This window comes from Ruegeria sp. AM7 (genome assembly GCF_056535965.1).
This window is the reverse complement of sequence record NZ_JBQFJE010000003.1, coordinates 2,278,387-2,304,930: the sequence shown is the minus strand read 5'-3', so window position 1 is coordinate 2,304,930 and position 26,544 is coordinate 2,278,387. Positions and strand designations below refer to the sequence as shown.

Below are 26,544 nucleotides of genomic sequence, written 5' to 3'. Positions count from 1 at the left end.
CAGTGAAAGCGCGCCTTGCCCCGATGCGGGCCATGGGATAGACCGCGCGCGGAACATGAACCGCAAGGACGCCCCACATGGCCAAGCCCAAGAAACAGCCCCGCCCCAAGGCCGTCACGCCGAAAGGGTTCCGCGACTATTTCGGCCAGGAAGTCTCGCAGCGCACCGAGATGCTGCGGACCATTGCGGATGTCTATCATCGCTATGGGTTTGACGCGCTGGAGAGCAGCGCGGTTGAGACGGTCGAGGCGCTGGGCAAGTTCCTGCCCGACGTGGATCGCCCGAATGAGGGTGTGTTTGCGTGGCAGGAGTTTGACGAGGGCGGGAACGGCGACTGGATGGCCCTGCGCTATGACCTGACCGCGCCGCTGGCCCGTGTCTACGCGCAGCACCGCAACGACCTGCCGACGCCTTACCGCCGCTATGCGATGGGTCCGGTCTGGCGCAATGAAAAGCCGGGGCCGGGGCGGTATCGTCAGTTTTATCAATGCGATGCGGACACGGTGGGCACGGCCTCAATGGCCGCGGATGCCGAGATCTGCGCGATGCTGTCGGATACGCTGGAGACCGTGGGTATCCCGCGCGGCGACTATCTGGTGCGGGTCAACAACCGCAAGGTTCTGAACGGTGTGCTGGAGGCGATGGGTCTGGGCGAAGACGCCGCCGCCCGCGACAATGTTCTGCGCACCATCGACAAGTTCGACAAGGTCGGCGAGGCCGGTGTGCGCGAGCTGCTGACCAAAGGCCGACTGGATGCCTCGGGCGCGTTCATCGACGGTGTGGGCCTGAGCGACGATCAGGCCGAGCCGGTGATCGCCTTCCTGACCTCGAAGGCTGCGGATACCGCCGGTACACTGGCCAACCTGCGTGCTGCCGTGGGCGACAGCAAGATCGGCGCGGATGGGATTGCCGAGTTGGAACAGATCGGCGCTCTGCTGGATGCGGGCGGCTATGGTGCGGACCGGATCGAGATTGACCCCTCGGTCGTGCGGGGGCTTGGGTACTATACCGGGCCGGTTTATGAGGCCGAGCTGACCTTTGAGATTTTCGACGAGAAGGGCCGCAAGCGGCAGTTCGGGTCGGTCTCGGGCGGCGGCCGCTATGACGATCTGGTCAAGCGCTTCACCGGGCAGGAAGTTCCTGCGACTGGCGTGTCCATTGGAGTTGACCGGTTGCTGGCCGCCCTGCGCGAGAAGGGCCGGATTGCGGCGCAAGCCACCGGTCCCGTCGTTGTGACCGTGATGGACCGCGACCGTATGGCGGATTATCAGGCGATGGTGGCCGAGCTGCGCAATGCAGGCATCCGGGCCGAGGTCTATCTGGGCAACCCCAAGAACTTTGGAAATCAGCTGAAATACGCGGATAAGCGGAACTCTCCCATCGCGGTGATCGAGGGTGGAGATGAAAAGGCGGGTGGGATCGTGCAGATCAAGGACCTGATCCTTGGGGCCAAGATCGCCGAAAGCGCCACGCTTGAGGAATGGAAAGAACGCCCCAGCCAGTTCGAAGTGCCGCGCGGCGATCTGGTCGCCAAGGTGCGTGAAATTCTGGACAGTCAGGACTGACCCATGCCCAACCGTTCCCAGATACAAGCCCGCGCCGCGATGATGCGCGTGAGGTTTGAGGCCGCAGGAGCGCAGATCGTAGACCCTCCGCTGCTGCAACCGGCTGACATGCTGCTAGACCTTTATGGCGAGGATATCCGCGCGCGCGCTTACGTGACCTCGGACGCGCTGCGGGGCGAGCAGATGCTGCGCCCGGACTTCACCCTGCCCGTGGTGCAGATGCATATGAGCGACGGGGCCGAGCCCGCGCGCTATACCTATTCCGGCGAGGTGTTCCGCCGTCAGGAGCATGACCCGGATCGCTCGAATGAATACATTCAGGTCGGGTACGAAGTGTTCGACCGCAATGATCCCGAAGGCGCAGATGCCGAGGTCTTCTCGCTGCTCGCGTTGCAATTGCGGGGGCTGCCTCTGCGGGCCGCGACAGGGGATATAGGCATCCTGACCGCTGCCGTCGCGGGCCTTAAGACCACTGACCGGCGCAAGGCAGCGCTGATGCGGCACTTGTGGCGGCCTCGTCGATTCCGGGTGCTGCTGGATCGTTTTGCCGGTCGCAAACCGGGACCTGAAGGGCGCAACAGCCTGTTGGATGCGGAAAATCCACTGGATTCGGACATTCCAATGATCGGCAAGCGCCGTGCCTCCGAGATCGAAACGCGGATCGCTGCCTTGCGCGAAGATCGCGACACACCGCCCATCTCCGACAACGAACTGGTTGGGTTAGAAACCTTGCTGAACGTGCGTGAGACCATGCCCTTTGCGCTGGAACAGCTGCGCGACGTGGCGGTGGATCTGCCGCAGATCACTCCGGCGCTGGACCGGCTTGAAGCGCGGATCGCCTCGCTGCAAGCCCGTGGCGTGGATGTGGAACGTCTGGATTTCGAGGCCGCCTATGGCCGTACCTCGATGGAGTATTATGACGGGTTTGTCTTTGGCTTCTATGCCGAAGGCCGCCCCGACCTGCCCCCTATCGCCACCGGCGGGCGCTATGATGCGCTGACGCGGCAGTTGGGGAACGGAGCCGAAATTCCGGCCGTGGGTGGCGTCATCCGCCCCGACCTGATGCTGGAGATCGAGGAGGACGCGCAATGAGCCTGAAACTGGGCGTGCCCTCGAAGGGCCGGTTGATGGACAAGACCTTTGGTTGGTTCGAAAAGCGCGGCATCACCCTGTCGCGCAGCGGATCGGACCGGGAATATGCGGGCAAGGTCGAGGGCATCGACGGGGTCTCTCTGATCCTGCTGTCTGCTGGGGAAATCCCGCGCGAACTGGCCGCCGGGCGTATTCATCTGGGTGTCACCGGCATTGATCTGGTGCATGAGAAACTGCCCCGCTGGGAACAACAGGTTGAGGAGATCTCGCAGCTTGGGTTCGGCAAGGCCGACCTGATAATCGCGACACCTGCCTGCTGGGTCGATGTAGACACGCTGGATGACCTGGACGCGGCGGCAGCGGCGTTTCGCAAGACCCACGGGCATCGGCTGCGGATTGCCACGAAATATCACCGGCTGGTGCGCGAGTTTCTGACCGATGCGGGAGTTGCCGATTACACTCTGGTCGACAGCCAGGGCGCGACCGAGGGCACGGTGATGAATGAGACCGCCGAGGCGATTGCCGACATCACATCCACAGGGGAAACGCTGCGGGCGAACCACCTGAAAATCCTGACCGATGGGTTGATCCTGCAGTCGCAGGCAACACTGTGGCGCAGCCGGGTGGCGAAATGTGACCCCGAGACAAAGGCCACGCTGAACACATTGCTGGATCGTCTGCGCTAAAGCACGCCGATCTCGGCCAGCGCACGGTTCAGATCGTCGGGCAGGGCATCGTCCTGTTCGCGCCCTTCCGGCAGGTCGGCGGGGGTGTCCTCGGGTTTGAGATAGCGCCAGCCTTGGAATGGGCGTTTGAGTGCGGTCTGGGTGCGATGGACCTGCGGGTCCAGCACGATGGCGCAGCGGCGAACGCCGTCTTCGCCCCGGACCTCATCCAGACGCAGGATGCGCTGACGGCATTGGATTACGCCCTTGATCACCCAATAGATTGATCCGCCATTCAAAATCTCAGCCTCGCGCTTGGGCCACATGCGGGTGACATGGCGCGGGCAGCCGTCCTCGTAAAGCGGTCTGCGACTGTCCTGCCACGCCATCAGCGTATCAACGCTTTCCGATCCGACGGACAGTTTGATGAGGTTTACATACTTATCCACAGCTTTCCCACAGAGTCGTCCCAAGGCCCACCTTTATATTGTAGCTCGCTATGCGACGTCATCAAGGTGTTGTGGTTTGGATGTGAATTGCGGTAATCTGGATACCTCTTTCAAAACAGGGAATCACCAATGAGCCGCTTTGCCGCCCCCATCGCCGAGCAGATCTGGGACATGAAATACCGCTTTAAAGAAGCGGATGGCACGCCCATCGACCAGACGGTCGAGGATAGCTGGCGACGCATAGCCCGCGATCTGGCGCGAGTCGAGGATGACGCGGCCCATTGGGAAGATAAGTTCTATGATGCGCTGGAAGATTTCAAATACCTGCCCGCCGGTCGCATCACAGCAGGCGCGGGCACAGCGCGGCAGGTGACTCTGTTCAACTGTTTCGTGATGGGCACCGTGCCCGACAGCATGGGCGGTATCTTTGACATGCTGAAAGAAGCCGCGCTGACCATGCAGCAGGGTGGCGGGATCGGGTATGATTTCTCAACCATCCGTCCGCGTGGGGCCGATGTTAAGGGCGTGGCGGCGGATGCCTCTGGCCCATTGTCGTTCATGGATGTGTGGGATGCGATGTGTCGGACGATCATGTCCGCAGGCTCGCGTCGTGGGGCGATGATGGCGACCATGCGCTGCGACCACCCTGACATCGAGCAGTTCATCACCGCGAAATCTGACCCGGCCCGCCTGCGCATGTTCAACATGTCGGTTCTGGTCACGGATCCGTTCATGGAAGCGGTCAAGGCCGATGGCCCGTGGGAACTGGTCTTTGGTGACAAGATTTATCACACAGTTCAGGCACGCGATCTGTGGAACAAGATCATGCAGGCCACCTATGACTATGCCGAGCCGGGTGTGATCTTCATCGACCGCATCAACAAGGCCAACAACCTGAGCTATGTGGAAACCATCGCCGCGACGAACCCGTGTGGCGAGCAACCCCTGCCGCCTTATGGCGCGTGCCTTCTGGGCTCGATCAATCTGGCGCGGTTGGTGACAGACCCGTTCGAGGATGCAGCGCGCCTGAATGAGGCCGCTTTGCAAGAGTTGGTTGCGACCGCTGTGCGCATGATGGACAACGTAGTAGACGCGTCGAAATTCCCGCTGGCCGAGCAGGAAGCCGAAGCACAGGACAAGCGCCGCATCGGCTTGGGAGTGACCGGGCTGGCGGATGCGCTTTTGATGCTGGGTTTGCGCTATGGATCCGAGGAAGCGGCGCGTCAGACGGAACGCTGGTTGCACGCGATCGCCCGCGCCGCCTATCTGGCGTCGGTCGATTTGGCAAAGGAAAAGGGCGCGTTCCCGCTGTTTGACGCCGAGAAATACCTGGCCAGCGGCACCATGCAGCAAATGGATGAAGACGTGCGTGACGCGATCCGCGAACATGGTATCCGCAACGCGCTGCTAACCTCAATTGCGCCGACTGGGACGATTTCGCTATATGCAGGGAACGTGTCTTCGGGGATCGAGCCGGTCTTTGCCTACGCCTACACGCGTAAGGTATTGCAAAAGGATGGCTCGCGCACCGAGGAAGAGGTAGTGGACTATGCCGTGCAGATGTGGCGCGACAAGTTCGGCGATGTAGCTTTGCCCGATTATTTTGTGAACGCGCAGACGCTTTCCCCGTCTGACCACGTCAAGATGCAGGCGGCGGCGCAGAAATGGATCGACAGCTCGATCTCGAAAACCATCAACTGCCCTGAGGACATCAGCTTTGACGCCTTTAAAGACGTCTATATGCAGGCCTGGGATCAGGGCTGCAAAGGGTGCACGACCTACCGCCCGAATGACGTGACCGGCTCGGTCCTGACAGTGTCCGAAAGCGCCGACAAAGCCCCCGGCGAAAGCGCCGATGCCCCGCATCAGGTGGATGGCGGCGAGGTTGTCTATATGTCTGAACCACTGGACCGCCCGCAATCGCTGGAGGGATCGACTTACAAGTTGAAATGGCCCGATAGCGAACACGCGATCTATCTGACCATCAACGATATCGTCATTGGTGGCCGTCGCCGTCCGTTTGAGGTGTTCATCAACTCGAAGAACATGGAGCATTACGCCTGGACGCTGGCGCTTACGCGGATGATCTCGGCCGTGTTCCGTCGTGGAGGAGATGTGTCCTTTGTGGTCGAAGAGCTGAAAGCCGTCTTTGATCCACGCGGCGGTGCGTGGGTTAAAGGCAAGTACATCCCCTCGATACTTGCTGCGATTGGCGGCGTGATCGAGCAGCACCTGATCAATATCGGTTTCCTTGAAGGCGAGGGCATGGGGCTGAAATCAGATCCGCAGGCGCAGGTCGTCAATATGGATGCTCCGCGTGGCAAAGCGTGCCCGTCCTGCGGGCAGTTCGACATGGCGATGATCGAAGGCTGCATGACCTGCCGCAGTTGCGGCCACTCTAAGTGCGGATAAGAGTTAGATTAGAAAGCGATGACAATTCAGGGTTTGCCGGTGGGATAGTTTCTCGCTGGCCCTGAAATTATGATTCTCAATAGCAACAACTTTATGAACGTTACATTAACGTCTCTTTTCTGCCCGATTTATGGCTGATAAGAACGTCCACGTGAGCAGTGATTTGTTTCTAAGTGCAGGCGGTAAAGATGAGAACCGGACAAAGCGGTCGTGTGGCCATTTCGTGGGCGCAAACAGAATTGGATGGTCTTGAAGGGGCGCCATTGTCGTTCATGGCTGTAGGGGCAGTGTGGTCCTGGCGGGGACATATTCTCTGCGTGGAAGATTCCACAGACACGGCGAAGGACTTGAGTTCTCGGCTGCCGGATCACTTTATCTCTGAACAAGAGCTGGATGGTGACGCGTTAGGCGTAATTGTTCTGACAAATGGTGCGCAACAGTATTCAGCTTTATTGCACAGCGTTGGCACCCTGGGTGATCCAGTTCTTGTGTTCGAAAACGGATTGCCTACCCGTGAACAAGAATTCTGGGTCGACGAGGTGATCGAGATCAGGGTTGCCAATGATCATGCCACGAGTACAGCGGATACCGTCATTGCATTTCCGACGCGACCCAGCATGGCTTCTGACATTCACCCAGTCCCGCGCTTGCCAGCGGTAAATGCTGCTCAGGCAATGGACTGAGCGACATCGCAATTTTGCGTCCGAAAAATCGCATCTTCTCATGCTCCACGTGTTGACTCTGCCTGATCTGGGGATATAAGCGCGGCTTCATTGGTGTTGGTGGCCCCCGCAAGGGGATGCCTGTCATGGGGGAAACCTCAAGAGGACAACGCCCTTCATAGTAGGCGTCTACTCCCTTCACGGGGGAACGCCTTCGACCACAAAGAAGGAGATCAGCCGTGACGAAACGCACGTCTGCCAAGCACAAAATCGACCGCCGGATGGGCGAAAACATCTGGGGTCGTCCGAAATCCCCGGTGAACCGTCGTGAATACGGCCCCGGCCAGCACGGCCAGCGCCGAAAGGGCAAATTGTCGGACTTCGGTCTGCAGCTGCGCGCCAAGCAGAAACTGAAGGGCTACTACGGCGACCTGACCGAGAAGCAGTTCCGTCGCATCTACGCCGAAGCCGAGCGTGTTAAGGGCGACACCGGTGAAAACCTGATCGGCCTGCTCGAGCGCCGTCTGGACGCCGTTGTATACCGCGCCAAATTCGTGCCGACCGTGTTTGCCGCACGTCAGTTCGTGAACCACGGCCATGTCAAAGTGAACGGCAAGCGGGTCAACATCCCCAGCTACCGCGTCAAAGAAGGCGACGTGATCGAAGTGCGCGACAAGTCCAAACAACTGGCTGTTGTTCTGGAAGCTGTTGCACTGGCCGAGCGTGATGTGCCCGACTACATCGACGCCGACCATTCGAAAATGACCGCGACCTTCGTGCGCGCCCCGGGTCTGAGCGATGTACCTTACCCGGTCATGATGGAACCGAACCTGGTTGTCGAATTCTACGCGAAGAACTAATCTTCGCCGATACAGTTAATAGAAAAGGCCGCGATCTCCGCGGCCTTTTTTGTTTCCTACACTGTTCTTGTTCAGAACGTGTCCGCTATCAAACGATGTGCATGAAGAAATCGGCAGCGGATACTTCGACGTCTGCTTTGGCAGAAGTGCCGGTGTCAAAAGTGTCATCGGTAATTACGTCGATGTATTCACCTTCACCTGGCCCGAACTCGCCCCCGTTGTTGCCCGCCTTGATTGTAAGGCCGAGTATGTCGCAATCACCAAAGTCGGTCTTGTCGAGATATTGCTCCAGCTCTGCGACAGTGATTTCGTTAACACCATCGCCAAAATCGTCGATCTTGAACTTGATGACGTCGCCCTCGCAATCGAGGTAAAGGACAATGTTAGAGATGTCCTTGTCGACAGTAATACACTGTTCGATCTCATACATCAGGTCGTCGACGGCACCGCTTTCGTCAAAAGTGACCACAAGCTGCGATACATCTTCGAATTGGCTAAGATCAACAGTGCCGACTTTCCCGTCAGAGCCGTCGCCTTCGGCCGCAATGACGATGACCCCAAGCGAGTTCCCCTCGCTATCAAAGGCTTCGAATTCCGCACCACCTTCGAACGCATCGACCAATGCGATACTGGTCAGGTTCACTGGTGTGTTGAAATCAAACGTCAGCGTTCCGCCGCCTGCTTCGTCGTCAGGATCCGAGGAATCTCCGTCTTCGGAAACGATCAAAAGATTCCCCTGAGAGACTGTCGCCAAGTCAGTGTCGCCACCAGTTGGATTGGCGCTGTCAAAAATCATGGCTTCGTTTGAAATCCCTGACGGAGAGTTTGAAACACCCGTTACTGTGAAATCGGCAAAAACAAATTGATCTCCGGTATCACCAGCCATCAACGGGCCGTTGTCATCACTTTCAAAGTCGATTGTCCGGGTCTTGGTGGACGACATGATCGTCGCCATAGAATTAGGGTTACTCTTCTTGGGCATGGCCCCCTCCACATTTAACCAATACAAGTCCTCGCGCAGAGACAAAGGACAAAAAGCCAAACAGCCTTACTGTCCACCCACGCGCGGCATACGCCCAAGAGGTTCTAGCCTTTAGGAAATCGCCCCCAATTCCCAGTGCGAATTCTCGCTTCTATCTTTTGGTCCTGAAACGCCGATATCATACACGAGTTTGTGATATTCTCAAGAAAATGGGTTTTTTACTTAATTTGACTGCATTTAATGCGTCGAATCTGCCGCGAAGTTTGCTTTTTTACAGCGAATAGTCCGCTGCCCTAGATCGGTAACGGCCGTCCCTCGGCAATCGCTTCCATAGCGAAATAGGACGTGACACTGTCCAGCTCGACCTTTTCGATCAGGCGCTGATAGACCTTGTCGTACGACGCCATATCTTGGGTTACGACTTTCAGCTGATAGTCGTAGTCCCCTCCAATACGATGAAAATCTACAACTTCAGGAATTGTAAGTACGTGACTGCGAAATGCTTGCAGCCAGTCTGCTGAATGATGCCGGGTGCGCAACATAACAAACACCACAAGGCTTAGGCCCAGTTTTTCTCGGGCGATCCGTGCTGTCGACCCAATGATGACACCACTTTCGTTCAACGCTTTCAAGCGCCGCCAACACGCGTTTTGGGACAGCCCGACGCGATCGGCCAGCTCTCGCTGGGACAGCGTGGCATCTTTCTGTAGTTCGCGTAGAATGCCTTGATCAATCTGATCTAAATTTTTCATCATTATTAATCATATGACACAATATTAGACGAATAAATCCAAAAATTTGTGAATTTTATTGATCAAATACCAATCATATTGATGGCACAACTAAGGAGCCTGATCTATGACCCTGTCCCATTTCCGCTCGACCATTCAATCCGCCAACTGCATCTCGACCCTGCAAGGCGGATTGATTGGTGAGAACGTTATGATCCCGGGTCTGAACGGGGACGTGCCGCTTGTGTATGCGGATTATGTCGCGTCGGGCCGCGCATTGCGGCAAGTCGAGGACTTTGTGGCCGAGCATGTGTTGCCGTTTTATGCCAACAGTCACACCGAAGCCTCCTATTGTGGGTCTTACATGACCCGCCTGCGCCGTGAGGCGCGGGCCGAGATTGCCCGTATCATTGGTGCCAAGGAAGAGGATGCGGTGATCTTTACCGGATCCGGCGCCACCGCGGGCCTCAACCGGCTGGTCAGCCTGATGGGAGTGAACGAGGCAGACCGGCCGGTTGTGTTGTTAGGACCGTACGAGCATCACTCAAACATCCTGCCATGGCGCGAAAGCAAGGCGCGGGTGATTGAAATTCCCGAAGCGCCGGGCGGTGGTGTCGATCTGGAAGTGCTGGAGCGTATTCTGTGTGACCATGCCGCGTCCGATCTGATCATCGGGTCGTTTTCGGCCGCCTCCAATGTAACAGGCATCATTACCGACCCTGATCCGGTGACACGGATTCTCAAGGCGCATGGCGCACTTGCCGTATGGGATTATGCCGGAGGCGGGCCTTACCTGCCGATGAGCATGGGGCAGGGCGATACGTGCAAGGATGCAATTGTGGTCTCTCCGCACAAGTTTCCGGGCGGGCCGGGGGCCTCGGGTGTTTTGGTTGTTAACCAGAATATGGTGACGCGCCGCAGTCCAAGTTGGCCGGGCGGTGGGACTGTCAGCTTTGTCTCGCCATGGCGGCATGACTACAGCACAGATCTTGCAACACGTGAGGAGGCCGGAACGCCGAACGTCATTGGTGATATCCGCGCGGCTTTGGCCTTTATCGTCAAGGACGCGGTTGGAGAAGATGAAATCGCCGAGCGCGAGGCGCGCTATAACCGTATGGCGATCGCGGGTTGGGGGAATAATCCTAACCTGACGCTTCTGGGTTCCGAAGACGCGCACCGGTTGCCTATCTATTCATTCTTGGTGCGAGATTACGCGGGGGATCCGGTACACCAGCAACTCTTCACGCGGATGTTGAGCGATATCTATGGTATTCAAGCGCGCGGTGGCTGCGCTTGCGCTGGACCGTATGCGCACCGTCTTTTGGGAATCGACCAATCGACGTCGGATGAGCTACACGCGGCGCTGTCTGCTGGGGAAGAGATGAAAAAGCCCGGCTGGGTACGTCTGAATTTCTCGTATTTGATGAGCGAGGATACGGTTCGCTTCATCATCGACAGCGTCAATGATCTGTCACGGCGCACGTCAGAGTTTGCCCCATTCTACAGCGCCGACCCGGCGACGGCCCGCTTCAAAGCGGCGTGACGGAATTGCCGCTTTTCTCAACGCGTTGAGACAGGTATGAGGGGCTCCAATCAACGGAGCCTCTTATGACCAAGATTACCCCGCAACCCGGCATTATGGACATCGCGCTTTATCAGGGCGGTCAGTCGCATGTGGCGGGGGTTGCGCATGTGATCAAGCTTAGTTCCAACGAAAACCCCTTTGGTCCAAGTCCCAAGGCGATCGAAGCCGTGCGCGACAGTGCCGCCAATCTGCATCGCTATCCCAGTACGGACCACGCGCCTCTGCGCGACGCAATCGGTGCGCGCCACGGGCTGGACCCGGCACGGATCATCTGCGGTGTGGGCAGCGACGAAGTGCTGCAATTCGTCGCCCAAGCCTATGCCGGGCCGGGGGATGAGGTCATCTATACCGAGCACGGGTTTTCCATGTATCCGATCATCGCGCGGATGGCTGGCGCGACACCTGTGATGGTTCCTGAAAAGGATCGCCACGTGGACGTGGACAACATCCTTGCCGCTTTGACCGGTCAGACACGGATCGTGTTCGTAACCAATCCGGGTAACCCGACCTCGACCATGATCCCTGAAAGTGAGCTTGTGCGGTTGGCCGAGGCTCTGCCCGACAGTTGCCTGATGGTGATCGACGGGGCTTATGCCGAGTTCGTCGATGGTTTCGACGGTGGTGCGTCCATCGTAGATCGGTTCGACAACGTGATCATGACCCGGACGTTCTCGAAAGTGTACGGTCTGGGTGGGATGCGCGTGGGCTGGGGCTATGCTGCGCAGTCGATCATTGATGTGCTCAACCGAGTGCGTCAGCCGTTTAACTTATCGCTGACCGCTTTGGCGGCGGCCGAAGCTGCGGTTCAGGACGAAGAGTTCCTGTCTCACTGTCAGGCCGAAAACGCGCGCCTGCGGAAGTGGTTGTCCGACGAACTGGCCAAGATCGGCGTGCCTTCGGACGCGTCCTGTACCAACTTTATTCTCGCCCGGTTTACCGATCAGGCCGAGACTGAGGCTTGCGATGACTATCTGAAAACCCAAGGTTTGATCGTGCGGCGTGTGGCGGGATACAACTTACCAAATGCGCTGCGCATCACCGTTGGCGATGAAGACGCGTGTCGCCGGGTCGTTGAAGCCATCACCGCATTCAAAGAGGGCGCAGCATGAGCCAGGTTTACGATCGTGTTGCCTTGATTGGGTTGGGCCTTATTGCTTCATCTATGTTTTGGGCGATCAAACGCGCGGGGCTTGCTGGCGAGGTGACGGGGTATGCGCGGTCTGCCGAGACGCGCGAAACCGCGCGGAAAATCGGCCTGTGCGATCGGGTTTGCGATACAGCGCAAGAGGCGGCCAAGGGCGCCGATCTTGTCGTTCTTTGTGTGCCGGTTGGTGCGATGGGGGCAGTTGCTGCAGACATCGTGCCTGTTCTGAAGCCGGGGGCGACCGTGTCGGATGTAGGCTCGGTGAAACGACATGTGATCGAGGCGGTATCGCCCCATATTCCTGATGGCGTGCATTTCATTCCTGCCCACCCGTTGGCCGGGACCGAGCATTCCGGGCCCGAATCCGGTTTTGCTGAACTGTTCGACAATCGTTGGAACCTGCTGGTGCCGGTCAAGGGGTCTGACCCTGACGCTGTGGCGCGGTTGCGCGCCTTGTGGGAGGGCATGGGCGCCAATGTCGATGAGATGGATGCCGATCACCACGATTTGGTGTTGGCGGTGACGTCTCATGCGCCGCACCTGATCGCTTATACTATGGTTGGTGTGGCTGATGATCTGCGTCGCGTGACGGATAGCGAGGTCATTAAGTACTCGGCCGCAGGTTTTCGCGATTTCACGCGCATCGCGGCCTCGGATCCGACCATGTGGCGCGACGTGTTTCTAACCAACAAAGACGCGACGCTGGAAATCCTTGGACGTTTTACCGAGGAGTTATTCGCCCTGCAACGCGCCATCCGAACCGGCGATGGAGAGCAGCTTTTCGACTATTTCACCCGTACTCGGGCGATCCGTCGTGGAATTATCGACGCTGGCCAGGATACTGATGCGCCGGACTTTGGGCGAGGAAAGACAAGCTCATGACGCTTAAGGTATTGCTGATCGGATTGCTTGCGTTCAGCGCCACGACGGTTCCTGCAGCGCCTTTGGATCAGTCCCTGGTCCCCCTTTCGCGCCCTGCAGAAAGTATTGTTTTAGCCTATGCGCAGCCGACCAGATTGCGCCCTGCCATGCGTCCGGAATCCGCTCAGGTTATCGCTACCGCTGCGCGGCCACTGGATTTGCCGTCGCTTGGACCGGATACATCGTTGATGCCTTACAAGCGGCCCAAGGCGGTCGAACAACAGGCGTTGTTCAAAAAGCGCAAGCTGCGCAAAGGCTCGGTCTGTGGTGATATTGCGATTCAGGGCAAGGCCGTTGGCAAGGTTCCGGGTAGGATCAAAGCCTGTGGGATTAAGGATGCCGTGCAGGTCACGTCGGTATCGGGGGTTGCGCTTAGCAGACCTTCTACGATGGATTGCGGCACGGCAATCGCTTTGAATGAATGGGTGGACAAATCCGTCAAGCCGACGTTCCGGCGTCGCGGACCCGTGGTCGAGCTGCAAGTTGCTGCGCACTACGCTTGCCGGACGCGGAACAATCGCACGGGTGCAAAAATCTCGGAACACGGCAAGGGGCGCGCGATTGATATCTCTGGCTTCAAGATGGCCGATGGTGAGGTGGTGACGGTTTTGAACGGGTGGCGCAAGAACCCTTCAAAAAAGCAGTTGACCAAGATCTGGCGCAACGCGTGTGGGCCGTTTGGAACAGTGCTTGGTCCGAATTCGGATCGGTACCACCGCGACCATTTCCATCTGGACACGGCCCGGCACCGGCGTGGACCTTACTGCCGCTGACCGAGCTTATTCTGTTTTGTTGAACACCAGAAGGTCCGTCTGACCCAGTATTGCGTCGAACGACTGTGCCGTCAGTGGTGTAGGTTGACGGCCAAAATCGACGACGTATTCATAGTGGTCGAACAGAAGGTCACGCAGTTTTTTGTTGTGTGCAGAAGACTCTGAAGGGGTGTATTCGAGGAACACGGCCGGGCGACAGGTTTCCAGCGTCTTCAGTGCTCCTTCCAGCACTTCAAGCTCGTGCCCCTCGACATCAATCCATATCAGGGAAAGATCTTTGAAAGGCTCACTGTACTGTTCAAACAAGCGGTCAACCGTGGTGATATCAACTACTATCGCCTCATCGGAATGATCGCCAATCCTTGATCCGCCCCTATTCATTTCGTTTGAAACAAAAGGCAATTGGCCGGAGGTGCTGGATGCACCCAATTGGAGGTGCGTGACGCGGTCGCCCAGATTGTTGAGTTTCACGTTCCGCGTCAGCAGGTCATAGTTTTTTGGATCAGGCTCCAACGCAATGACATGCGTGCATCCAAGGTCGCGGAAGAAATAGACAGTATGCGTTCCGATATTTGCGCCAATTTCAAGAACCGTACCAGCGCTCAGCGCAGCGCCTTCCTGTTTCAAGTAGTTTGAAAGCGCGCTTACAACCGCCCGGCCGTATTCACCGCCTTGGGTGATTTGTTCTCCTATGACATCATGTGGATAGTAGATCAGGCAGTGATCCTGCATCTGGCGGAAAAAAAGGACATCGTCTTTCCAGAGATCGCGCAAGATGGCGCGTCGAACCTTTTTGGTTTTCAGCGCCCAACGGGACAGTTGGTTGGACAACGCGGTTTTCAGACCCATATTCGGCGCCCCTTGGACAGATTTAAAGCAGAAGTTGTTAGCGTAGGATCAAACGCGGTGCAGGCCCGATTGGCAAGGGGCCGAGGGCGACAAAGCCGTCGCGGAAATTAAGCTGCAAGTCCAGTGCGTTGGGGTTGCCACCTAGGCCCGCCATGAAGTTTAAGGCACGGGTTACCGGATCAACCGCCTGATCGGGCAGGGCGCCTGCTGCATTGGCCATCGCAATCATATCGCGCCAGTTTTCTGCCTTTATCGCGATCTCGCCGGTGGGGATGCCTTGGGGGTCAACGTCCAACTCTCCGGCAGCGAACAAGCGCAGCGCGCCCCATTTCATCTCGGCCAGACGGAGTTCAATGTTCACGGGTTGCGGTCTGCTCAGTTCCAGCGCGGACCGGTCCCAGGGTTTGTCGAAAGTTGCACGCATGTCCAACTCGAGCGTTTCGAAGGTCTGCGGCAATGTGGTGGCTGATCGCATCAGCGCGCGCAGCTCATCCCCGGGCATGAAGGCATCAATGCGAGCGCTGATCATGTATGTTTCGGGCGCCTCAGTCTGCTCCATTACAAGCGCCAGGGTTTCGCCTCCGGCCAGGGCCTCGGAATTGTCGGCGACTGACCATGCTCCGGCTGTCAGGGCCATCTTTTCCAGGACCAGCGCAACACCGGGCTGAAGCTGTAGCTCAGCTTGCATATCAGCGGCTTGAATGGTCGATGTCTGATCAAAATAGGACAGCCGTTGCGGCGTGTCGGCAAAACGCAAAACCTGTCTGCCGGGCCAGATCGCGGGGCTTTGGAATTGAATCCAATCGGCGCTCCAGGCGGTGCCGTTGACCGGGTCGGCAAGCGCGGGACTGCTCAGGCGTGTTACGTGGTTGAACGGGTATCCGGCTGTTGTGACCTCGGCGAACTCGGCTTGCCAGCCCTGTTCTTGCTGCGTGTCGAACCAGGTCGTGATCGCGTTTCGCAAGCCGATGCCCGCGACGAACCAGTAAGCGGTCCAGATCACAGTTATGACAATGATGACTCGTATCAGCCCGCGCATGGCAGTTGGCCCTTTTTCCCACCTCAAATTTGATGTTTATAGGCGCAAACGGGCAAGGACCAGAGTTATGACGATGTGGGTTTTCGGATATGGGTCGCTGTTGTGGAATCCCGGCTTTCCTGTGGCCCGCAGTGAACGCGCGACTTTGATCGGCTACGCACGCTCATTTTGCATGAGTTCGATCCACCATCGCGGTACCGAGGATGAGCCGGGCCTTGTTCTGGCGCTGGATGAACAAGACGACGCGCAATGCAAAGGGTTGGCTCTTGCGGTCCAGCCGGGCCATGAAGATCGCACCTTACAAGAGCTGCGAGAGCGCGAGTTGATTTCTTCCGCCTATGTCGAAAAGATACTGGATGTGCATTTGGAAACCGGTGACACGGTCAATGCAGTCACTTACGTGATCGAAAAAGACCATGTGCAGTATTGCGGTGGAATGCCTTTGGAAGAGCAGGCCCAGATCATCGCACACGCCGTTGGTGGTCGGGGGCCAAACACCGAATACCTCTATAACACTGCCGAACATCTGGCCGAGATTGGCCTGCACGATGCCGATCTTGAGTGGTTGGCGCAACGCGTCCGTGACATTACCGCATAAACCCTTGGCGTAACCGGCGGATTTTCGCTAGATTTATCCTCAGAGCAGCTAAAGACCGGGAACCACGCGCATGGCGCAGGCACATCAAAGCGCGAGACCGCATTTCTCGCAACCTATTCGTCAGATCGTAACGATGTTGGTTGCGATTGCGCTGGCGGGTGGCGGAGTTTTTATGGCTCTGCCCTATGTTTTGCCTGTTTTCTACGCCAACCCTTACCTGAACGGGTTCATCCTGCTGGTATTTGGCATCGGCGTATTGGCCTGTTTTTATCAGGTGACACAGCTGATCGGCTCGGTTCGTTGGATCGAAGCCTTCGTCGGTGGCGTCGTACGCGAAGACGCCCGGACCCCGCAGCTCTTGGCCCCTCTGGCGTCGCTGCTGCGGGAACGTGGGGCGCGGTCTCAGATCAGCTCTAGCTCGACCCGGTCCATTCTGGATTCGGTAGCAGAACGGGTTGAAGAAGAACGCGAGATCACGCGTTACATCACCAATGTTCTGATTTATCTGGGTCTGCTGGGCACTTTCTTTGGTCTGGCGACAACTGTTCCGGCCATCGTTGACACGATCCGCAGCCTAAACCCCCAAGAAGGGGAAGAAGGGCTGGCTGTCTTCAACCGCCTTATGGTCGGGCTCGAGGCGCAGCTGCAGGGTATGGGCGTGGCCTTTGGGTCATCGCTTTTGGGTTTGGCCGGATCGTTGATCGTCGGACTGCTTGAACTGTTTGCAGGTCACGGGCAAAGCCGGTTCTACCGCGAGTTGGAAGAGTGGCTGTCGTCAATCACCCGAGTCGGGTTCGCTTCTGGTGACGAAGGTGGGGCTGAACTGGCGGTTCTTACCCCTGTTCTGGATGCAATGTCCGAACAGATGAATGCGTTGCAGGATCTTTTCGAAGCGCAAGAGGCCGACCGCGCATCGGTGTCCGCTAACCTGAATCAGCTGGTCAGTTCGATAGGTGAAATGAACATGCGCCAGTCCGAGGCCGAAGGGGTCACAGCCGCGCTGGAACGCGTTGCTCTGGGACAGGATGCACTGTTGGACCACATGCGCGAGCAAGGCACAGGCGACGGGATCGACGCCGAAAGCCGTATGCGCCTGCGGTCCATGGATGTTCAGTTGCTTCGTATTCTCGAAGAAATCTCGGCAGGTCGCCAGGAAAGCATGAGCGAACTGCGCAAAGATATTGAACTGTTGGTCAAGGCTTTGACCTTGCCACGGGGCGCCGTTCGCACCACTCCGGACGGAGAATAACCCATGGCCCTGTCACGCCGCACAGGTCAACGGTTTCAGGGCTCTGTCTGGCCAGGCTTCGTGGATGCGATCACTGGGCTGTTGATGGTGCTGACCTTTGTCTTAACCATTTTCATGGTCGTGCAATTCGTTCTGCGTGAAACGATCTCGGGTCAGGAAGATGAGCTGTCCGCCTTGTCTGGCGAGGTTGCCGCGTTGGCCAACGCGCTGGGTTTGGAAGAGCGTGAGAACAGTCGGCTTGAGGCGCGGTTGGGAGCTTTGAATTCGACCTTGTCCCAAGTCGAAGGCGAACTTGTTGATGCTCAGTTGCGTCTCACTAATTTTGAAGATCAGGTCGCGGCGCTTCTTGCAGATCAGGAACGCGCGCGCGGGGCCATTGCGTCGCTGGAGGCGGAACGTGAGACCCTGTTGACCGAACAAGAAGCGTTGAACCTTGCCCTCGCCCAAAGCCGTTCGGAAATTGACGCACAGGCCGAGGCCGCGCGTCTGGCAGCCGCGCGCCGCGAGGCGCTTGAGGCACTTGTTGCTGATCTCGAACAAAGCGGCACGGCGCAGGAGGCATTGATTTCCGAGCTCGAAGATCAGCTAAGCGCAGAAGAAACCGCCCGATTGGCCGAGGCAGCAGCGGCAGAAAATCTGCGAAACCGGCTTCAGGATGCGGATGCGGAACTGACGGCCATGACGCTTGCGCTAGAGGCGCAAAGGAAAGAGGCCGAGGATACGCTTACCCTTCTTGCGGCTGCGCAAGCCGCCAAAGCAGAGTTGGAGCGTCAGTTCGGCGAGTTGAATACTGAGGAGTTGCAAGCCCAGCTTGAAGCTGCCTTGGCTGCGCGCACGCAGGCCCAGACCGAGGCGCAGGAGCAGCGCACGCTGGCAGAGGAAAGAGCCGCGCTGCTGGCCGTCGCGCGCGAAGCGTTCTCGGCAGAGCAGGCGGTTTCCGCAAAAGCGCAGCGCCAAACCGCGCTGCTGAATCAGCAGATGGCCGCCCTCCGTAACCAGCTGGGCGGTTTGCAAGCCTTGCTGGACGACTACGAAGAGCGAAACGCTGCCGCCGACATCCGCATTCAGACACTGGGGCAGGATCTGAACGCTGCACTTGCCCGCGCGGCCTCGGAAGAGAGGCGCCGCCGCCTTCTGGAAGAGGCTGAGCGCGCCCGGTTGGAAGCCGAAGCCGAAAAGCTGTCGGGTCAGAACGAAGAACTGGCTGCTCAGGCTGAGGATTTGCAGCGCTATCGCTCGGAATTCTTCGGCCGGCTCCGGGATGTTTTGGGGGATCAGGAGGGTGTTCGGATCGAAGGCGACCGCTTTGTGTTTTCGTCCGAGGTTTTGTTTGATACCGGCTCCGCCGTCCTGTCCCCTGCAGGCCAGCTAGAGGTCGCAAAGGTTGCCAACATCCTGCGGACCGTGGCAGCCGAGATCCCAGAAGGTCTGAACTGGGTTATCCGGGTCGATGGTCATACCGACAACGTCCCGCTGGCAGGATCAGGTCGTTATCGCGATAACTGGGAACTTAGCCAGGGCCGCGCGTTATCGGTCGTGCTGTACATGGTCGAAGCGCTGGGTATCCCACCGAACCGCCTGGCGGCCAACGGGTTTGGTGAGTTTCAGCCTGTAAACCCGGCGGACACGCCAGAAGCCCGCGCCCAGAACCGCCGGATCGAGCTGAAATTGACCGAACGCTGATTGTGTATCTCTGATTTGGGACGGTCTGAACTTACGCTAAAATAGCGGCGTAGTCGCATGGAAAAGGTCACGCGCATCCCTATATATGTACCCTAGGTTGAACGGGTAGGGATCGTGAAAGCAGGCGTTTCGGAACTTCGCTATATTGTTGAAAACACACTGCGTTCGCCTTACCGACGTGTAACAAGGTGCGAAATGCGCTGTGGGGCCGCGGTTTGGCTCAAACGGATCGAGCGTTCAGGTCCACACCTTTGGGTTGTGAAAGGGCTGCCCGGGCAAGCTTTTGATAGGGATCGACGATCGCTTCGCTTCCTGCACAGTTGCGGAGTTCCAGTTCCGGCGGTTCTTCTGGAAAGCGACAGCTATTTTGTAGTCGAAGACGCAGGGCATAGTTTGAGCGCCTTATGCGGCGATCCGCTTGTAACCACGGTGGAGAAATTGGCAGCCTGCAGTGCGGCCGGGCAAGCACTTGCGCGTTTGCATGCAGCGGATCTGGCGCATGGGCGCCCTGCATTTCGGGACATGTGCTGGGACGGGCGCAGAATACGCTTTATTGACTTTGAGTATTTCGTTCCAAGCCAGGCCGGACCGATTAGAAAAGCCCGAGATATTAGCGTCGCGCTTTTGTCTGCCCTTTCTCAAGGCGGCGAAGGCTTACGTTTTGCCCGTTCGTTTTTGTCAGCGTATCGCTTGGCGCGCAGGAAGAGTTCGAAGCCGTATTTCGCTCCGCTATGGGATCAACCGAGATAACGGTGCAATGAAAAACCCGCCGTATTAGGCGGGTTTTTGTTTTCTCATCGATCAGTCAGCTGTGAGCAAGGGTGGTTTGTCGCCCGGTATGCGCGGCTGATCGGGGCCCAGAATTTCCAGGTTCAGATCGCCTTTCTTGACCGAAACCCGGACCACGCCGCCCTTGGCCAGCTTGCCGAATAGCAGCTCCTCGGCCAAAGGCTTCTTGATGTGTTCCTGAATGACGCGGCCCAGCGGGCGCGCACCCATCTTGTCGTCATACCCTTTGTCCGCCAACCATTCGGCGGCCTTGGGTGTCAGGTCAAAGGTCACATTGCGGTCCATCAACTGTGCCTCGAGTTGCAGCACGAATTTCTCGACAACTTGAAGGATGACCTCTTTCGGCAGCGGCGCGAACGAAATCACCGCGTCCAGACGGTTGCGGAATTCCGGTGTGAAGGTCCGTTCAATCGCAGCGGTATCTTCGCCTTCGCGACGGTCGCGTCCAAAGCCGATCGCGGCCTTGGCTTGCTCCTGGGCGCCCGCGTTCGAGGTCATGATCAGCACAACGTTGCGGAAATTCACCGTGCGGCCGTTGTGGTCCGTCAGCTCACCATGATCCATAACCTGCAACAGGATGTTAAAGACGTCCGGATGCGCTTTCTCGATCTCATCCAGCAGCAGCACGCAATGCGGATGCTGGTCAACGCCGTCAGTCAGAAGACCGCCCTGATCGAACCCGACATAACCCGGAGGCGCACCGATCAGACGAGAAACGGCGTGTTTCTCCATGTATTCAGACATGTCGAAACGCAGCAGTTCTACACCCAGCGTATCTGCCAGCTGTTTCGCCACTTCGGTTTTACCTACACCGGTCGGACCTGCGAACAGGTAATTACCGATGGGCTTTTCAGGTTCACGAAGGCCCGCGCGCGCCAGTTTGATCGCGCTGGACAGCGCGACAATGGCGTCGTCCTGACCGAAGACCACCCGTTTCAGCGAGGTCTCAAGGTCTTTCAGAACCTCGGCATCGTCCTTGGTGACATTCTTGGGCGGGATACGCGCGATCTTGGCGACCACGGCCTCAATCTCTTTCACGCCGATGGTTTTGCGACGCTTGCTTTCCGCGACGAGATGCTGAGCAGCACCGGCTTCGTCAATCACGTCGATCGCCTTGTCAGGCAGTTTGCGGTCATTGATGTAACGCGCCGACAATTCCACCGCCGTTTTGATCGCGTCGGCAGTGTATTTGATCGCGTGATGCTCTTCAAAATACGGTTTAAGGCCGCGCAGGATTTTCACGCTGTCCTCGACCGAAGGCTCATTCACGTCGATCTTCTGGAACCGACGGCTGAGCGCGCGGTCCTTTTCGAAATGCTGCCGGAACTCTTTGTAGGTGGTCGAACCCATCGTGCGCAGTTTACCGCCCTGTAGGGCAGGTTTCAGAAGGTTCGACGCATCCATTGCGCCGCCCGAAGTGGCTCCTGCGCCGATGACCGTGTGAATCTCGTCAATGAACAGCACGGCATCGGGATGCTCTTCCAGCTCAGTTACGACTGCTTTCAGTCGCTCCTCGAAATCACCGCGATAACGCGTGCCCGCCAGCAAAGCGCCCATATCCAGCGAATAAATCGTGGTTTCGGACAGCACATCGGGCGCTTCGCCCCCGACGATTTTATGGGCCAAACCTTCGGCGATGGCGGTTTTCCCCACGCCCGGATCACCCACCAGCAGTGGGTTATTCTTGCGGCGACGGCAAAGCACTTGAATGCAACGTTCAACCTCATCCGCGCGCCCAATCAGCGGATCTACATCCCCTGCACGGGATTTGGTGTTCAGATCAACGCAGTATTTGCCAAGTGCGCTTTCCTTCTGCTCACCTTCGCCAGCAGAGGGTTGCGTTTCGTCCTCGACCTGATCCGCGCCCGAGACCGATCGGCTTTCGCCGTAAGCTGGGTCTTTGGCGACGCCATGTGCGATGAAATTCACCGCGTCATACCGTGTCATGTCCTGTTCTTGCAGAAAATAGGCCGCGTTGCTTTCGCGTTCAGCAAAGATCGCAACCAGCACGTTTGCGCCCGTGACCTCGGTCCGGCCCGAGCTTTGAACGTGGATGGCGGCGCGCTGGATCACGCGTTGGAAAGCGGCCGTTGGCACAGCCTCGGACCCGTCGATATCCGTAACCAGATTAGACAGGTCTTCGTCGATGAATTCGACCAGAGTGCTGCGCAGCTCATCCAGATCAACGCTGCAGGCTTTCATAACTCGGATCGCGTCCGGTTCTTCCAGCAGCGCCAGCAGCAGATGCTCTAGCGTGGCGAATTCGTGTCGCCGTTCATTCGCAGCCGCAAGGGCCGCGTGAATGGCTTGTTCTAATGTGCTCGAGAATGAAGGCACGCGGGTGCTCCTCTGTCTTGGGTCGGAAGGGGCGCGGGCTTTAGGCCGGATCCCCATCCCAACCGTGTCCTCATACTATTAGAGTTTGGTTGATCATGGCCCGGCTTCAAGGGTTTTCTTTCACTTGACAGTCACATTTATTGTGACCGTGGCCGTGAAGCGGGTGAAATAGGCATCAAAACCTGTCTTTTCTAGCCCGAATTTCTGCAAATACCGCAGCGGGTTCAGCGGCCGACATCCCTAAATGCGCTTGAATCGCCGGATCAGCGGCGCGCAGAAACGGATTTGTGGCCTTTTCCAGCGCCAAACTTGACGGCACCGTAGGTTCGCCAGCGGCACGGGTGCGGTCGATATCCGTCGCGCGTTCGCGCAGCGCGGCATTGTCTGGGTCGACGGTCAGAGCGAATTTGGCGTTGGATTGCGTATATTCGTGACCCGAACACACCAGAGTATCGTCGGGCAAAGCGGCCAGCTTGGATAATGAGTCCCACATCTGTGGGGCGGTTCCTTCAAACAGGCGACCACATCCCAAAGCCATCAAACTGTCGGCGGTAAATACAACGGCGCTTTGCGGCATATAGAATGCGATGTGTCCAACTGTATGGCCCGAGACATCCAGCACTTGCACCGTCTCTCCGCCCAACTCAAACGTATCGCCTTCGCTGACTTGTTGGTCCAAAGGGGGCAAACGATGCGCGTCCGCAGCGGCCCCTATGACTTTGGCGGGGTGCTTTTCCAGAATTCCGGGCAACCCGTCCACATGGTCAAAGTGGTGATGCGTCAGTAACACGTGGCTGAGTTTCCAGCCGCGCTGGTCCAGCTGGGCCAGAATGGGGGCAGCCTCTGGCGCGTCGATCAATGCGGTGTTGCCGCTTGCGGCGTCATGCGCCAGAAAAGCGTAGTTATCGCTGAGACATGGGATGGTGACGATCTCAAGAGGCATGGCCTTTTGCCCTTTCGTTGCTAGACTGCGCCGAAGCTAAGCCGATTGACCGGGTGTCCGCAATGCATCTTGATGTGCAGGATCTTAGGAATTTCTACTACCGCAGCACATTGGGGCGTGCGGCGCAGGCGGCGATCCGGGGTCGGTTGATCGAACAATGGCCCGAAGCCAAGGGCCAGACGGTCGCTGGGTTTGGCTTCGCCGTACCCTTGCTGCGCCCCTATCTGGCAGATGCCCGACGGGTGATTGGGCTGATGCCCGGACCGCAAGGTGTGATGCCGTGGCCCGCAGGGATGCCCAACGTCTCGGTCCTGACGGAAGAGACGATGTGGCCGATTGAGACCGGGCACGTGGACAAGCTGGTGGTGATGCACGGGCTTGAGACCTCACAGCGGCCGAGCGAGCTGTTAAATGAATGCTGGCGGGTTCTGGGCCCCGGAGGGCGCGCGTTCTTTATCGTGCCCAACCGCGCGGGGTTGTGGTCGCGGACGGACCGGACGCCGTTTGGCTTTGGACGCCCTTATTCAGCGACGCAGTTAGAAAACCAGCTTCGGGCGCATCATTTTGAACCGGAAAGCCATTGTTCAGCATTGTATCTGCCGCCGTCATTCCGCCGGTTTTGGCTCAAGTCTGGCAGTTTGATTGAAAAGACGGGTCAGCGGATTCCCACGGTCATGGCTGGTGGCGTCTTGATGGTCGAAGCAACTAAACACATCCGGCCTCCCAGCGGGAGCGTCACAAAGGATCCTGTTCGTCGGCCGATCAAGGCGTTGGACGGTTTGCTGAAGCCCGCCTAACTTTTGTCCACTTTTTGAACTCCGCCAAGCGAAGAGAATGCGGGAAAATGGTCACAGGAATCGCAAAAACCTACACTTTCGTAACATTTTTAGTCCTCTCCAACCGGACAAAAGGGTCGCACCCTGCGTAACCCTATGAAATCAAACATTTTGTGGATAAGGCTGCCCCCGTGATAATATGTTGCGAGCTGGGTTCGGCTCTGCTACATCCCCGGTGATTTTGATCCCCGACCGTATGGCCGGGGTTTCTTCACGCCCCCGGGGTAGCTGCCGCAACGCGAATTCGGGGCCTCAAATATCGGAAGGGTGGACGTGTCCGAACCAGCTTCGATTTCCACAGGCATTGCCGAGCGCTATGCCACTGCGATTTTCGAGATCGCGAAAGAGAATAAAGACCTCGCAGGTCTGGAGACCGGAATTAACGATCTGGCAGCAGCATTGGGCGACAGCGCCGAACTGCGTAACCTGATCGCTTCGCCTCTGGTTTCGCGCGCCGAACAGGAAGGCGCCATTACCGCTATCGCTGACAAGATGGGCCTGAACGCCATCCTGCGCAACACGCTGGGTCTGATGGCGCAAAAACGCCGCCTGTTTGTCGTGCCGCAGCTGGTGCAGGTTCTGCGCGACATGCTGGCCGAAGAGCGTGGCGAAGTGACCGCCGATGTCGCCTCGGCCAAGGCGCTGACCAAGACACAACTGGATAAACTGTCCAAAACGCTGTCCGAGCGTGTGGGCAAGACCGTGACAATCAATGCGACCGTGGATGAAAGCCTCATCGGCGGTCTTGTCGTTAAAGTGGGCTCGAAAATGATCGATAGCTCGATCCGTTCGAAGCTGAACTCCCTACAGAATGCAATGAAAGAGGTCGGATAAATGGGAATCCAAGCTGCAGAGATTTCTGCAATCCTGAAGGACCAGATCAAGAACTTTGGTCAGGAAGCAGAAGTGGCCGAAATCGGCCGCGTGCTGAGCGTCGGTGACGGGATTGCCCGTGTATACGGCCTGGACAATGTGCAAGCCGGTGAGATGGTCGAATTCCCCGGTGGCATCATGGGCATGGCGCTGAACCTGGAAAGCGACAACGTTGGTGTCGTTATCTTCGGTTCCGACCGTGACATCAAAGAAGGTGACACTGTCAAGCGCACCAACTCGATCGTGGACGTTCCGATCGGTGACGAGCTGCTGGGCCGCGTTGTTGACGGTCTGGGCAACCCGCTGGACGGCAAAGGCCCGATCAATGCTTCCAAGCGTGGCGTTGCAGACGTCAAAGCCCCCGGCATCATCCCGCGTAAATCGGTGCACGAGCCGATGGCAACCGGCCTGAAATCGGTTGACGCGATGATCCCGATTGGCCGTGGCCAGCGTGAGCTGATCATTGGTGACCGTCAAACCGGTAAAACCGCTGTGGCGCTGGACACCATCCTGAACCAGAAAGTTTACAACGAGGCAGCAGGCGACGACGAGTCGAAGAAACTGTACTGCATCTACGTGGCTGTTGGTCAGAAGCGTTCGACCGTTGCGCAGCTGGTGAAGAAACTGGAAGAGTCCGGCGCGATTGAATACTCGATCGTTGTGGCCGCAACCGCGTCCGACCCGGCGCCGATGCAGTTCCTGGCGCCTTACTCGGCGACCGCGATGGCCGAATACTTCCGCGACAACGGCCGCCACGCGCTGATCATCTATGATGACCTGTCGAAACAGGCTGTGTCCTATCGTCAGATGTCCCTGCTGCTGCGCCGTCCGCCCGGACGTGAAGCCTATCCGGGTGACGTTTTCTACCTCCACTCCCGTCTGCTGGAACGTTCGGCAAAGCTGAACGAAGACTTCGGTGCAGGCTCGCTGACCGCTCTGCCGGTGATCGAAACGCAGGGTGGTGACGTATCAGCCTTTATTCCGACCAACGTGATTTCGATCACCGACGGTCAGATCTTCCTGGAAACCGAACTGTTCTATCAGGGCATCCGTCCTGCTGTGAACACCGGTCTGTCGGTTTCGCGTGTGGGCTCGTCGGCTCAGACCAACGCGATGAAATCGGTTGCTGGTCCGGTTAAACTGGAACTGGCTCAGTACCGCGAAATGGCTGCGTTTGCGCAGTTCGGTTCGGACCTCGACGCCGCAACTCAGCAGCTGCTGAACCGTGGTGCGCGTCTGACCGAGCTGATGAAACAGCCGCAGTACTCGCCGCTGACCAACGCGGAAATCGTCTGCGTCATCTTCGCGGGCACCAATGGCTACCTCGACAAGATCAACGTCTCGGATGTTGGCCGCTATGAGGCCGGTCTGCTGGCGCACCTGCGCGGCAAGCACGCCGACCTGCTTCAGTGGATCACAGACGAAGATCCCAAGATCAAGGGCGAGGCTTCCGACAAGATCAAGGCTGCGCTGGACGAATACGCCGCAACCTTCGCTTAAGGGAGAG

23 protein-coding genes are annotated in these 26,544 nt (G+C 57.8%); 16 read left to right on the top strand and 7 right to left on the bottom strand.

The annotated features are described in order from the left end of the window. Positions 1-77: 77 nt before the first annotated feature. Genes hisS through hisG form a run of 3 tightly spaced genes read left to right on the top strand, consistent with a single transcriptional unit; the run spans position 78 to position 3,343 of the window. Complete coding sequence (hisS, locus tag ACR3EG_RS15475) at positions 78-1,565, top strand: histidine--tRNA ligase (protein WP_480496732.1); 1,488 nt, start codon at positions 78-80, stop codon at positions 1,563-1,565. 3 nt (positions 1,566-1,568) lie between these two features. Then, on the top strand, positions 1,569-2,657 hold the full coding sequence (locus ACR3EG_RS15470) for an ATP phosphoribosyltransferase regulatory subunit (RefSeq protein ID WP_480496733.1): 1,089 nt from the start codon (positions 1,569-1,571) through the stop codon (positions 2,655-2,657). After that, a complete protein-coding gene (hisG, locus tag ACR3EG_RS15465) occupies positions 2,654-3,343 on the top strand; it encodes an ATP phosphoribosyltransferase (protein ID WP_480496734.1) in 690 nt (229 codons plus the stop codon). Before ACR3EG_RS15470 ends, hisG begins: the two co-directional genes overlap by 4 nt. On the opposite strand, the gene ACR3EG_RS15460 is transcribed toward hisG, so the two are convergent. Further along, positions 3,340-3,771, bottom strand: coding sequence for a DUF1489 family protein (locus ACR3EG_RS15460; protein ID WP_480496735.1), 432 nt, complete (start codon positions 3,769-3,771; stop codon positions 3,340-3,342). The two genes, hisG and ACR3EG_RS15460, sit on opposite strands and share 4 nt — an antisense overlap. A 129-nt stretch (positions 3,772-3,900) precedes the next feature. Here ACR3EG_RS15460 and ACR3EG_RS15455 point away from each other — a divergent pair, with 129 nt between their 5' ends. The 3 genes from ACR3EG_RS15455 (at position 3,901) to rpsD (ending at position 7,705) form a co-directional block, all read left to right on the top strand. Beyond that, positions 3,901-6,183, top strand: coding sequence for an adenosylcobalamin-dependent ribonucleoside-diphosphate reductase (locus ACR3EG_RS15455; RefSeq protein WP_480496736.1), 2,283 nt, complete (start codon positions 3,901-3,903; stop codon positions 6,181-6,183). Between the two features lie 317 nt (positions 6,184-6,500). Further along, a complete protein-coding gene (locus ACR3EG_RS15450) occupies positions 6,501-6,866 on the top strand; it encodes a hypothetical protein (RefSeq protein ID WP_480496737.1) in 366 nt (121 codons plus the stop codon). A 218-nt stretch (positions 6,867-7,084) separates the two neighbouring features. Then, on the top strand, positions 7,085-7,705 hold the full coding sequence (rpsD, locus tag ACR3EG_RS15445) for a 30S ribosomal protein S4 (protein ID WP_170352305.1): 621 nt from the start codon (positions 7,085-7,087) through the stop codon (positions 7,703-7,705). An 88-nt stretch (positions 7,706-7,793) separates the two neighbouring features. Here the strand turns inward: rpsD and ACR3EG_RS15440 are convergent, their stop codons facing one another. Continuing rightward, on the bottom strand, positions 7,794-8,687 hold the full coding sequence (locus tag ACR3EG_RS15440; protein ID WP_480496738.1) for a hypothetical protein: 894 nt from the start codon (positions 8,685-8,687) through the stop codon (positions 7,794-7,796). A 293-nt stretch (positions 8,688-8,980) separates the two neighbouring features. After that, on the bottom strand, positions 8,981-9,442 hold the full coding sequence (locus ACR3EG_RS15435; RefSeq protein WP_170352307.1) for an Lrp/AsnC family transcriptional regulator: 462 nt from the start codon (positions 9,440-9,442) through the stop codon (positions 8,981-8,983). 103 nt (positions 9,443-9,545) lie between these two features. On the opposite strand from ACR3EG_RS15435, the gene ACR3EG_RS15430 reads away from it, so the two are divergent. The 4 genes from ACR3EG_RS15430 to ACR3EG_RS15415 all read left to right on the top strand — a co-directional run bounded on the left by ACR3EG_RS15430 (position 9,546) and on the right by ACR3EG_RS15415 (position 13,841). Then, a complete protein-coding gene (locus tag ACR3EG_RS15430; protein ID WP_480496739.1) occupies positions 9,546-10,961 on the top strand; it encodes an aminotransferase class V-fold PLP-dependent enzyme in 1,416 nt (471 codons plus the stop codon). A gap of 65 nt (positions 10,962-11,026) precedes the next feature. Then, positions 11,027-12,112 carry a histidinol-phosphate transaminase gene (gene hisC, locus ACR3EG_RS15425; RefSeq protein ID WP_480496740.1) on the top strand — a complete coding sequence of 362 codons (1,086 nt, stop codon included), beginning with the start codon at positions 11,027-11,029 and terminating at the stop codon, positions 12,110-12,112. After that, on the top strand, positions 12,109-13,029 hold the full coding sequence (locus tag ACR3EG_RS15420; RefSeq protein WP_480496741.1) for a prephenate/arogenate dehydrogenase family protein: 921 nt from the start codon (positions 12,109-12,111) through the stop codon (positions 13,027-13,029). The genes hisC and ACR3EG_RS15420 overlap by 4 nt, the downstream gene beginning before the upstream one ends. After that, on the top strand, positions 13,026-13,841 hold the full coding sequence (locus ACR3EG_RS15415; RefSeq protein ID WP_480496742.1) for an extensin-like domain-containing protein: 816 nt from the start codon (positions 13,026-13,028) through the stop codon (positions 13,839-13,841). The genes ACR3EG_RS15420 and ACR3EG_RS15415 overlap by 4 nt, the downstream gene beginning before the upstream one ends. A 6-nt stretch (positions 13,842-13,847) precedes the next feature. On the opposite strand, the gene ACR3EG_RS15410 is transcribed toward ACR3EG_RS15415, so the two are convergent. Together ACR3EG_RS15410 and ACR3EG_RS15405 are read right to left on the bottom strand one after the other, a co-directional pair. Further along, positions 13,848-14,672 (bottom strand): FkbM family methyltransferase, encoded by an 825-nt coding sequence (locus tag ACR3EG_RS15410; protein WP_480496743.1) that lies wholly within the window; start codon positions 14,670-14,672, stop codon positions 13,848-13,850. A 55-nt stretch (positions 14,673-14,727) separates the two neighbouring features. Then, a complete protein-coding gene (locus ACR3EG_RS15405; RefSeq protein ID WP_480496744.1) occupies positions 14,728-15,729 on the bottom strand; it encodes a DUF2125 domain-containing protein in 1,002 nt (333 codons plus the stop codon). 67 nt (positions 15,730-15,796) lie between these two features. Between ACR3EG_RS15405 and ACR3EG_RS15400 the strand changes: the two genes are divergently transcribed. From ACR3EG_RS15400 to ACR3EG_RS15390, 3 genes are all read left to right on the top strand, one after another. Beyond that, complete coding sequence (locus ACR3EG_RS15400) at positions 15,797-16,327, top strand: gamma-glutamylcyclotransferase (protein WP_480496745.1); 531 nt, start codon at positions 15,797-15,799, stop codon at positions 16,325-16,327. A 70-nt stretch (positions 16,328-16,397) separates the two neighbouring features. Next, entirely contained in the window at positions 16,398-17,576 is a 1,179-nt protein-coding gene (locus tag ACR3EG_RS15395) for a biopolymer transporter ExbB (RefSeq protein ID WP_170352315.1), read from the top strand. Positions 17,577-17,579: 3 nt separating this feature from the next. Further along, positions 17,580-19,259 carry a peptidoglycan -binding protein gene (locus ACR3EG_RS15390; protein WP_480496746.1) on the top strand — a complete coding sequence of 560 codons (1,680 nt, stop codon included), beginning with the start codon at positions 17,580-17,582 and terminating at the stop codon, positions 19,257-19,259. Positions 19,260-20,060: 801 nt separating this feature from the next. Here ACR3EG_RS15390 and clpA read toward each other — a convergent pair. Further along, positions 20,061-22,385 carry an ATP-dependent Clp protease ATP-binding subunit ClpA gene (clpA, locus tag ACR3EG_RS15385; RefSeq protein WP_480496747.1) on the bottom strand — a complete coding sequence of 775 codons (2,325 nt, stop codon included), beginning with the start codon at positions 22,383-22,385 and terminating at the stop codon, positions 20,061-20,063. Positions 22,386-22,560: 175 nt separating this feature from the next. After that, positions 22,561-23,328, bottom strand: a complete 768-nt coding sequence (gene gloB / locus ACR3EG_RS15380) for a hydroxyacylglutathione hydrolase (RefSeq protein ID WP_480496748.1) — start codon at positions 23,326-23,328, stop codon at positions 22,561-22,563. Positions 23,329-23,390: 62 nt separating this feature from the next. Between gloB and ACR3EG_RS15375 the strand changes: the two genes are divergently transcribed. From ACR3EG_RS15375 to atpA, 3 genes are all read left to right on the top strand, one after another. Beyond that, a complete protein-coding gene (locus tag ACR3EG_RS15375; RefSeq protein WP_353393541.1) occupies positions 23,391-24,125 on the top strand; it encodes a class I SAM-dependent methyltransferase in 735 nt (244 codons plus the stop codon). A 312-nt stretch (positions 24,126-24,437) separates the two neighbouring features. Beyond that, complete coding sequence (locus tag ACR3EG_RS15370; RefSeq protein WP_209194907.1) at positions 24,438-24,998, top strand: F0F1 ATP synthase subunit delta; 561 nt, start codon at positions 24,438-24,440, stop codon at positions 24,996-24,998. Beyond that, a complete protein-coding gene (gene atpA / locus ACR3EG_RS15365; protein WP_480496749.1) occupies positions 24,999-26,537 on the top strand; it encodes a F0F1 ATP synthase subunit alpha in 1,539 nt (512 codons plus the stop codon). It begins immediately after the preceding gene. Positions 26,538-26,544: the final 7 nt, after the last annotated feature.

Excerpts from the sequence above, each read along its gene's own strand:
- hisS (WP_480496732.1), top strand. The coding sequence starts at position 78 with ATGGCCAAGCCCAAGAAACAGCCCCGCCCCAAGGCCGTCACGCCGAAA.
- ACR3EG_RS15470 (WP_480496733.1), top strand. The coding sequence starts at position 1,569 with ATGCCCAACCGTTCCCAGATACAAGCCCGCGCCGCGATGATGCGCGTG.
- hisG (WP_480496734.1), top strand. The coding sequence starts at position 2,654 with ATGAGCCTGAAACTGGGCGTGCCCTCGAAGGGCCGGTTGATGGACAAG.
- ACR3EG_RS15455 (WP_480496736.1), top strand. The coding sequence starts at position 3,901 with ATGAGCCGCTTTGCCGCCCCCATCGCCGAGCAGATCTGGGACATGAAA.
- ACR3EG_RS15440 (WP_480496738.1), bottom strand. The coding sequence starts at position 8,687 with ATGCCCAAGAAGAGTAACCCTAATTCTATGGCGACGATCATGTCGTCC.
- ACR3EG_RS15435 (WP_170352307.1), bottom strand. The coding sequence starts at position 9,442 with ATGATGAAAAATTTAGATCAGATTGATCAAGGCATTCTACGCGAACTA.
- ACR3EG_RS15430 (WP_480496739.1), top strand. The coding sequence starts at position 9,546 with ATGACCCTGTCCCATTTCCGCTCGACCATTCAATCCGCCAACTGCATC.
- hisC (WP_480496740.1), top strand. The coding sequence starts at position 11,027 with ATGACCAAGATTACCCCGCAACCCGGCATTATGGACATCGCGCTTTAT.
- ACR3EG_RS15420 (WP_480496741.1), top strand. The coding sequence starts at position 12,109 with ATGAGCCAGGTTTACGATCGTGTTGCCTTGATTGGGTTGGGCCTTATT.
- ACR3EG_RS15415 (WP_480496742.1), top strand. The coding sequence starts at position 13,026 with ATGACGCTTAAGGTATTGCTGATCGGATTGCTTGCGTTCAGCGCCACG.
- ACR3EG_RS15405 (WP_480496744.1), bottom strand. The coding sequence starts at position 15,729 with ATGCGCGGGCTGATACGAGTCATCATTGTCATAACTGTGATCTGGACC.
- ACR3EG_RS15400 (WP_480496745.1), top strand. The coding sequence starts at position 15,797 with ATGACGATGTGGGTTTTCGGATATGGGTCGCTGTTGTGGAATCCCGGC.
- ACR3EG_RS15395 (WP_170352315.1), top strand. The coding sequence starts at position 16,398 with ATGGCGCAGGCACATCAAAGCGCGAGACCGCATTTCTCGCAACCTATT.
- ACR3EG_RS15390 (WP_480496746.1), top strand. The coding sequence starts at position 17,580 with ATGGCCCTGTCACGCCGCACAGGTCAACGGTTTCAGGGCTCTGTCTGG.
- gloB (WP_480496748.1), bottom strand. The coding sequence starts at position 23,328 with ATGCCTCTTGAGATCGTCACCATCCCATGTCTCAGCGATAACTACGCT.
- ACR3EG_RS15375 (WP_353393541.1), top strand. The coding sequence starts at position 23,391 with ATGCATCTTGATGTGCAGGATCTTAGGAATTTCTACTACCGCAGCACA.
- atpA (WP_480496749.1), top strand. The coding sequence starts at position 24,999 with ATGGGAATCCAAGCTGCAGAGATTTCTGCAATCCTGAAGGACCAGATC.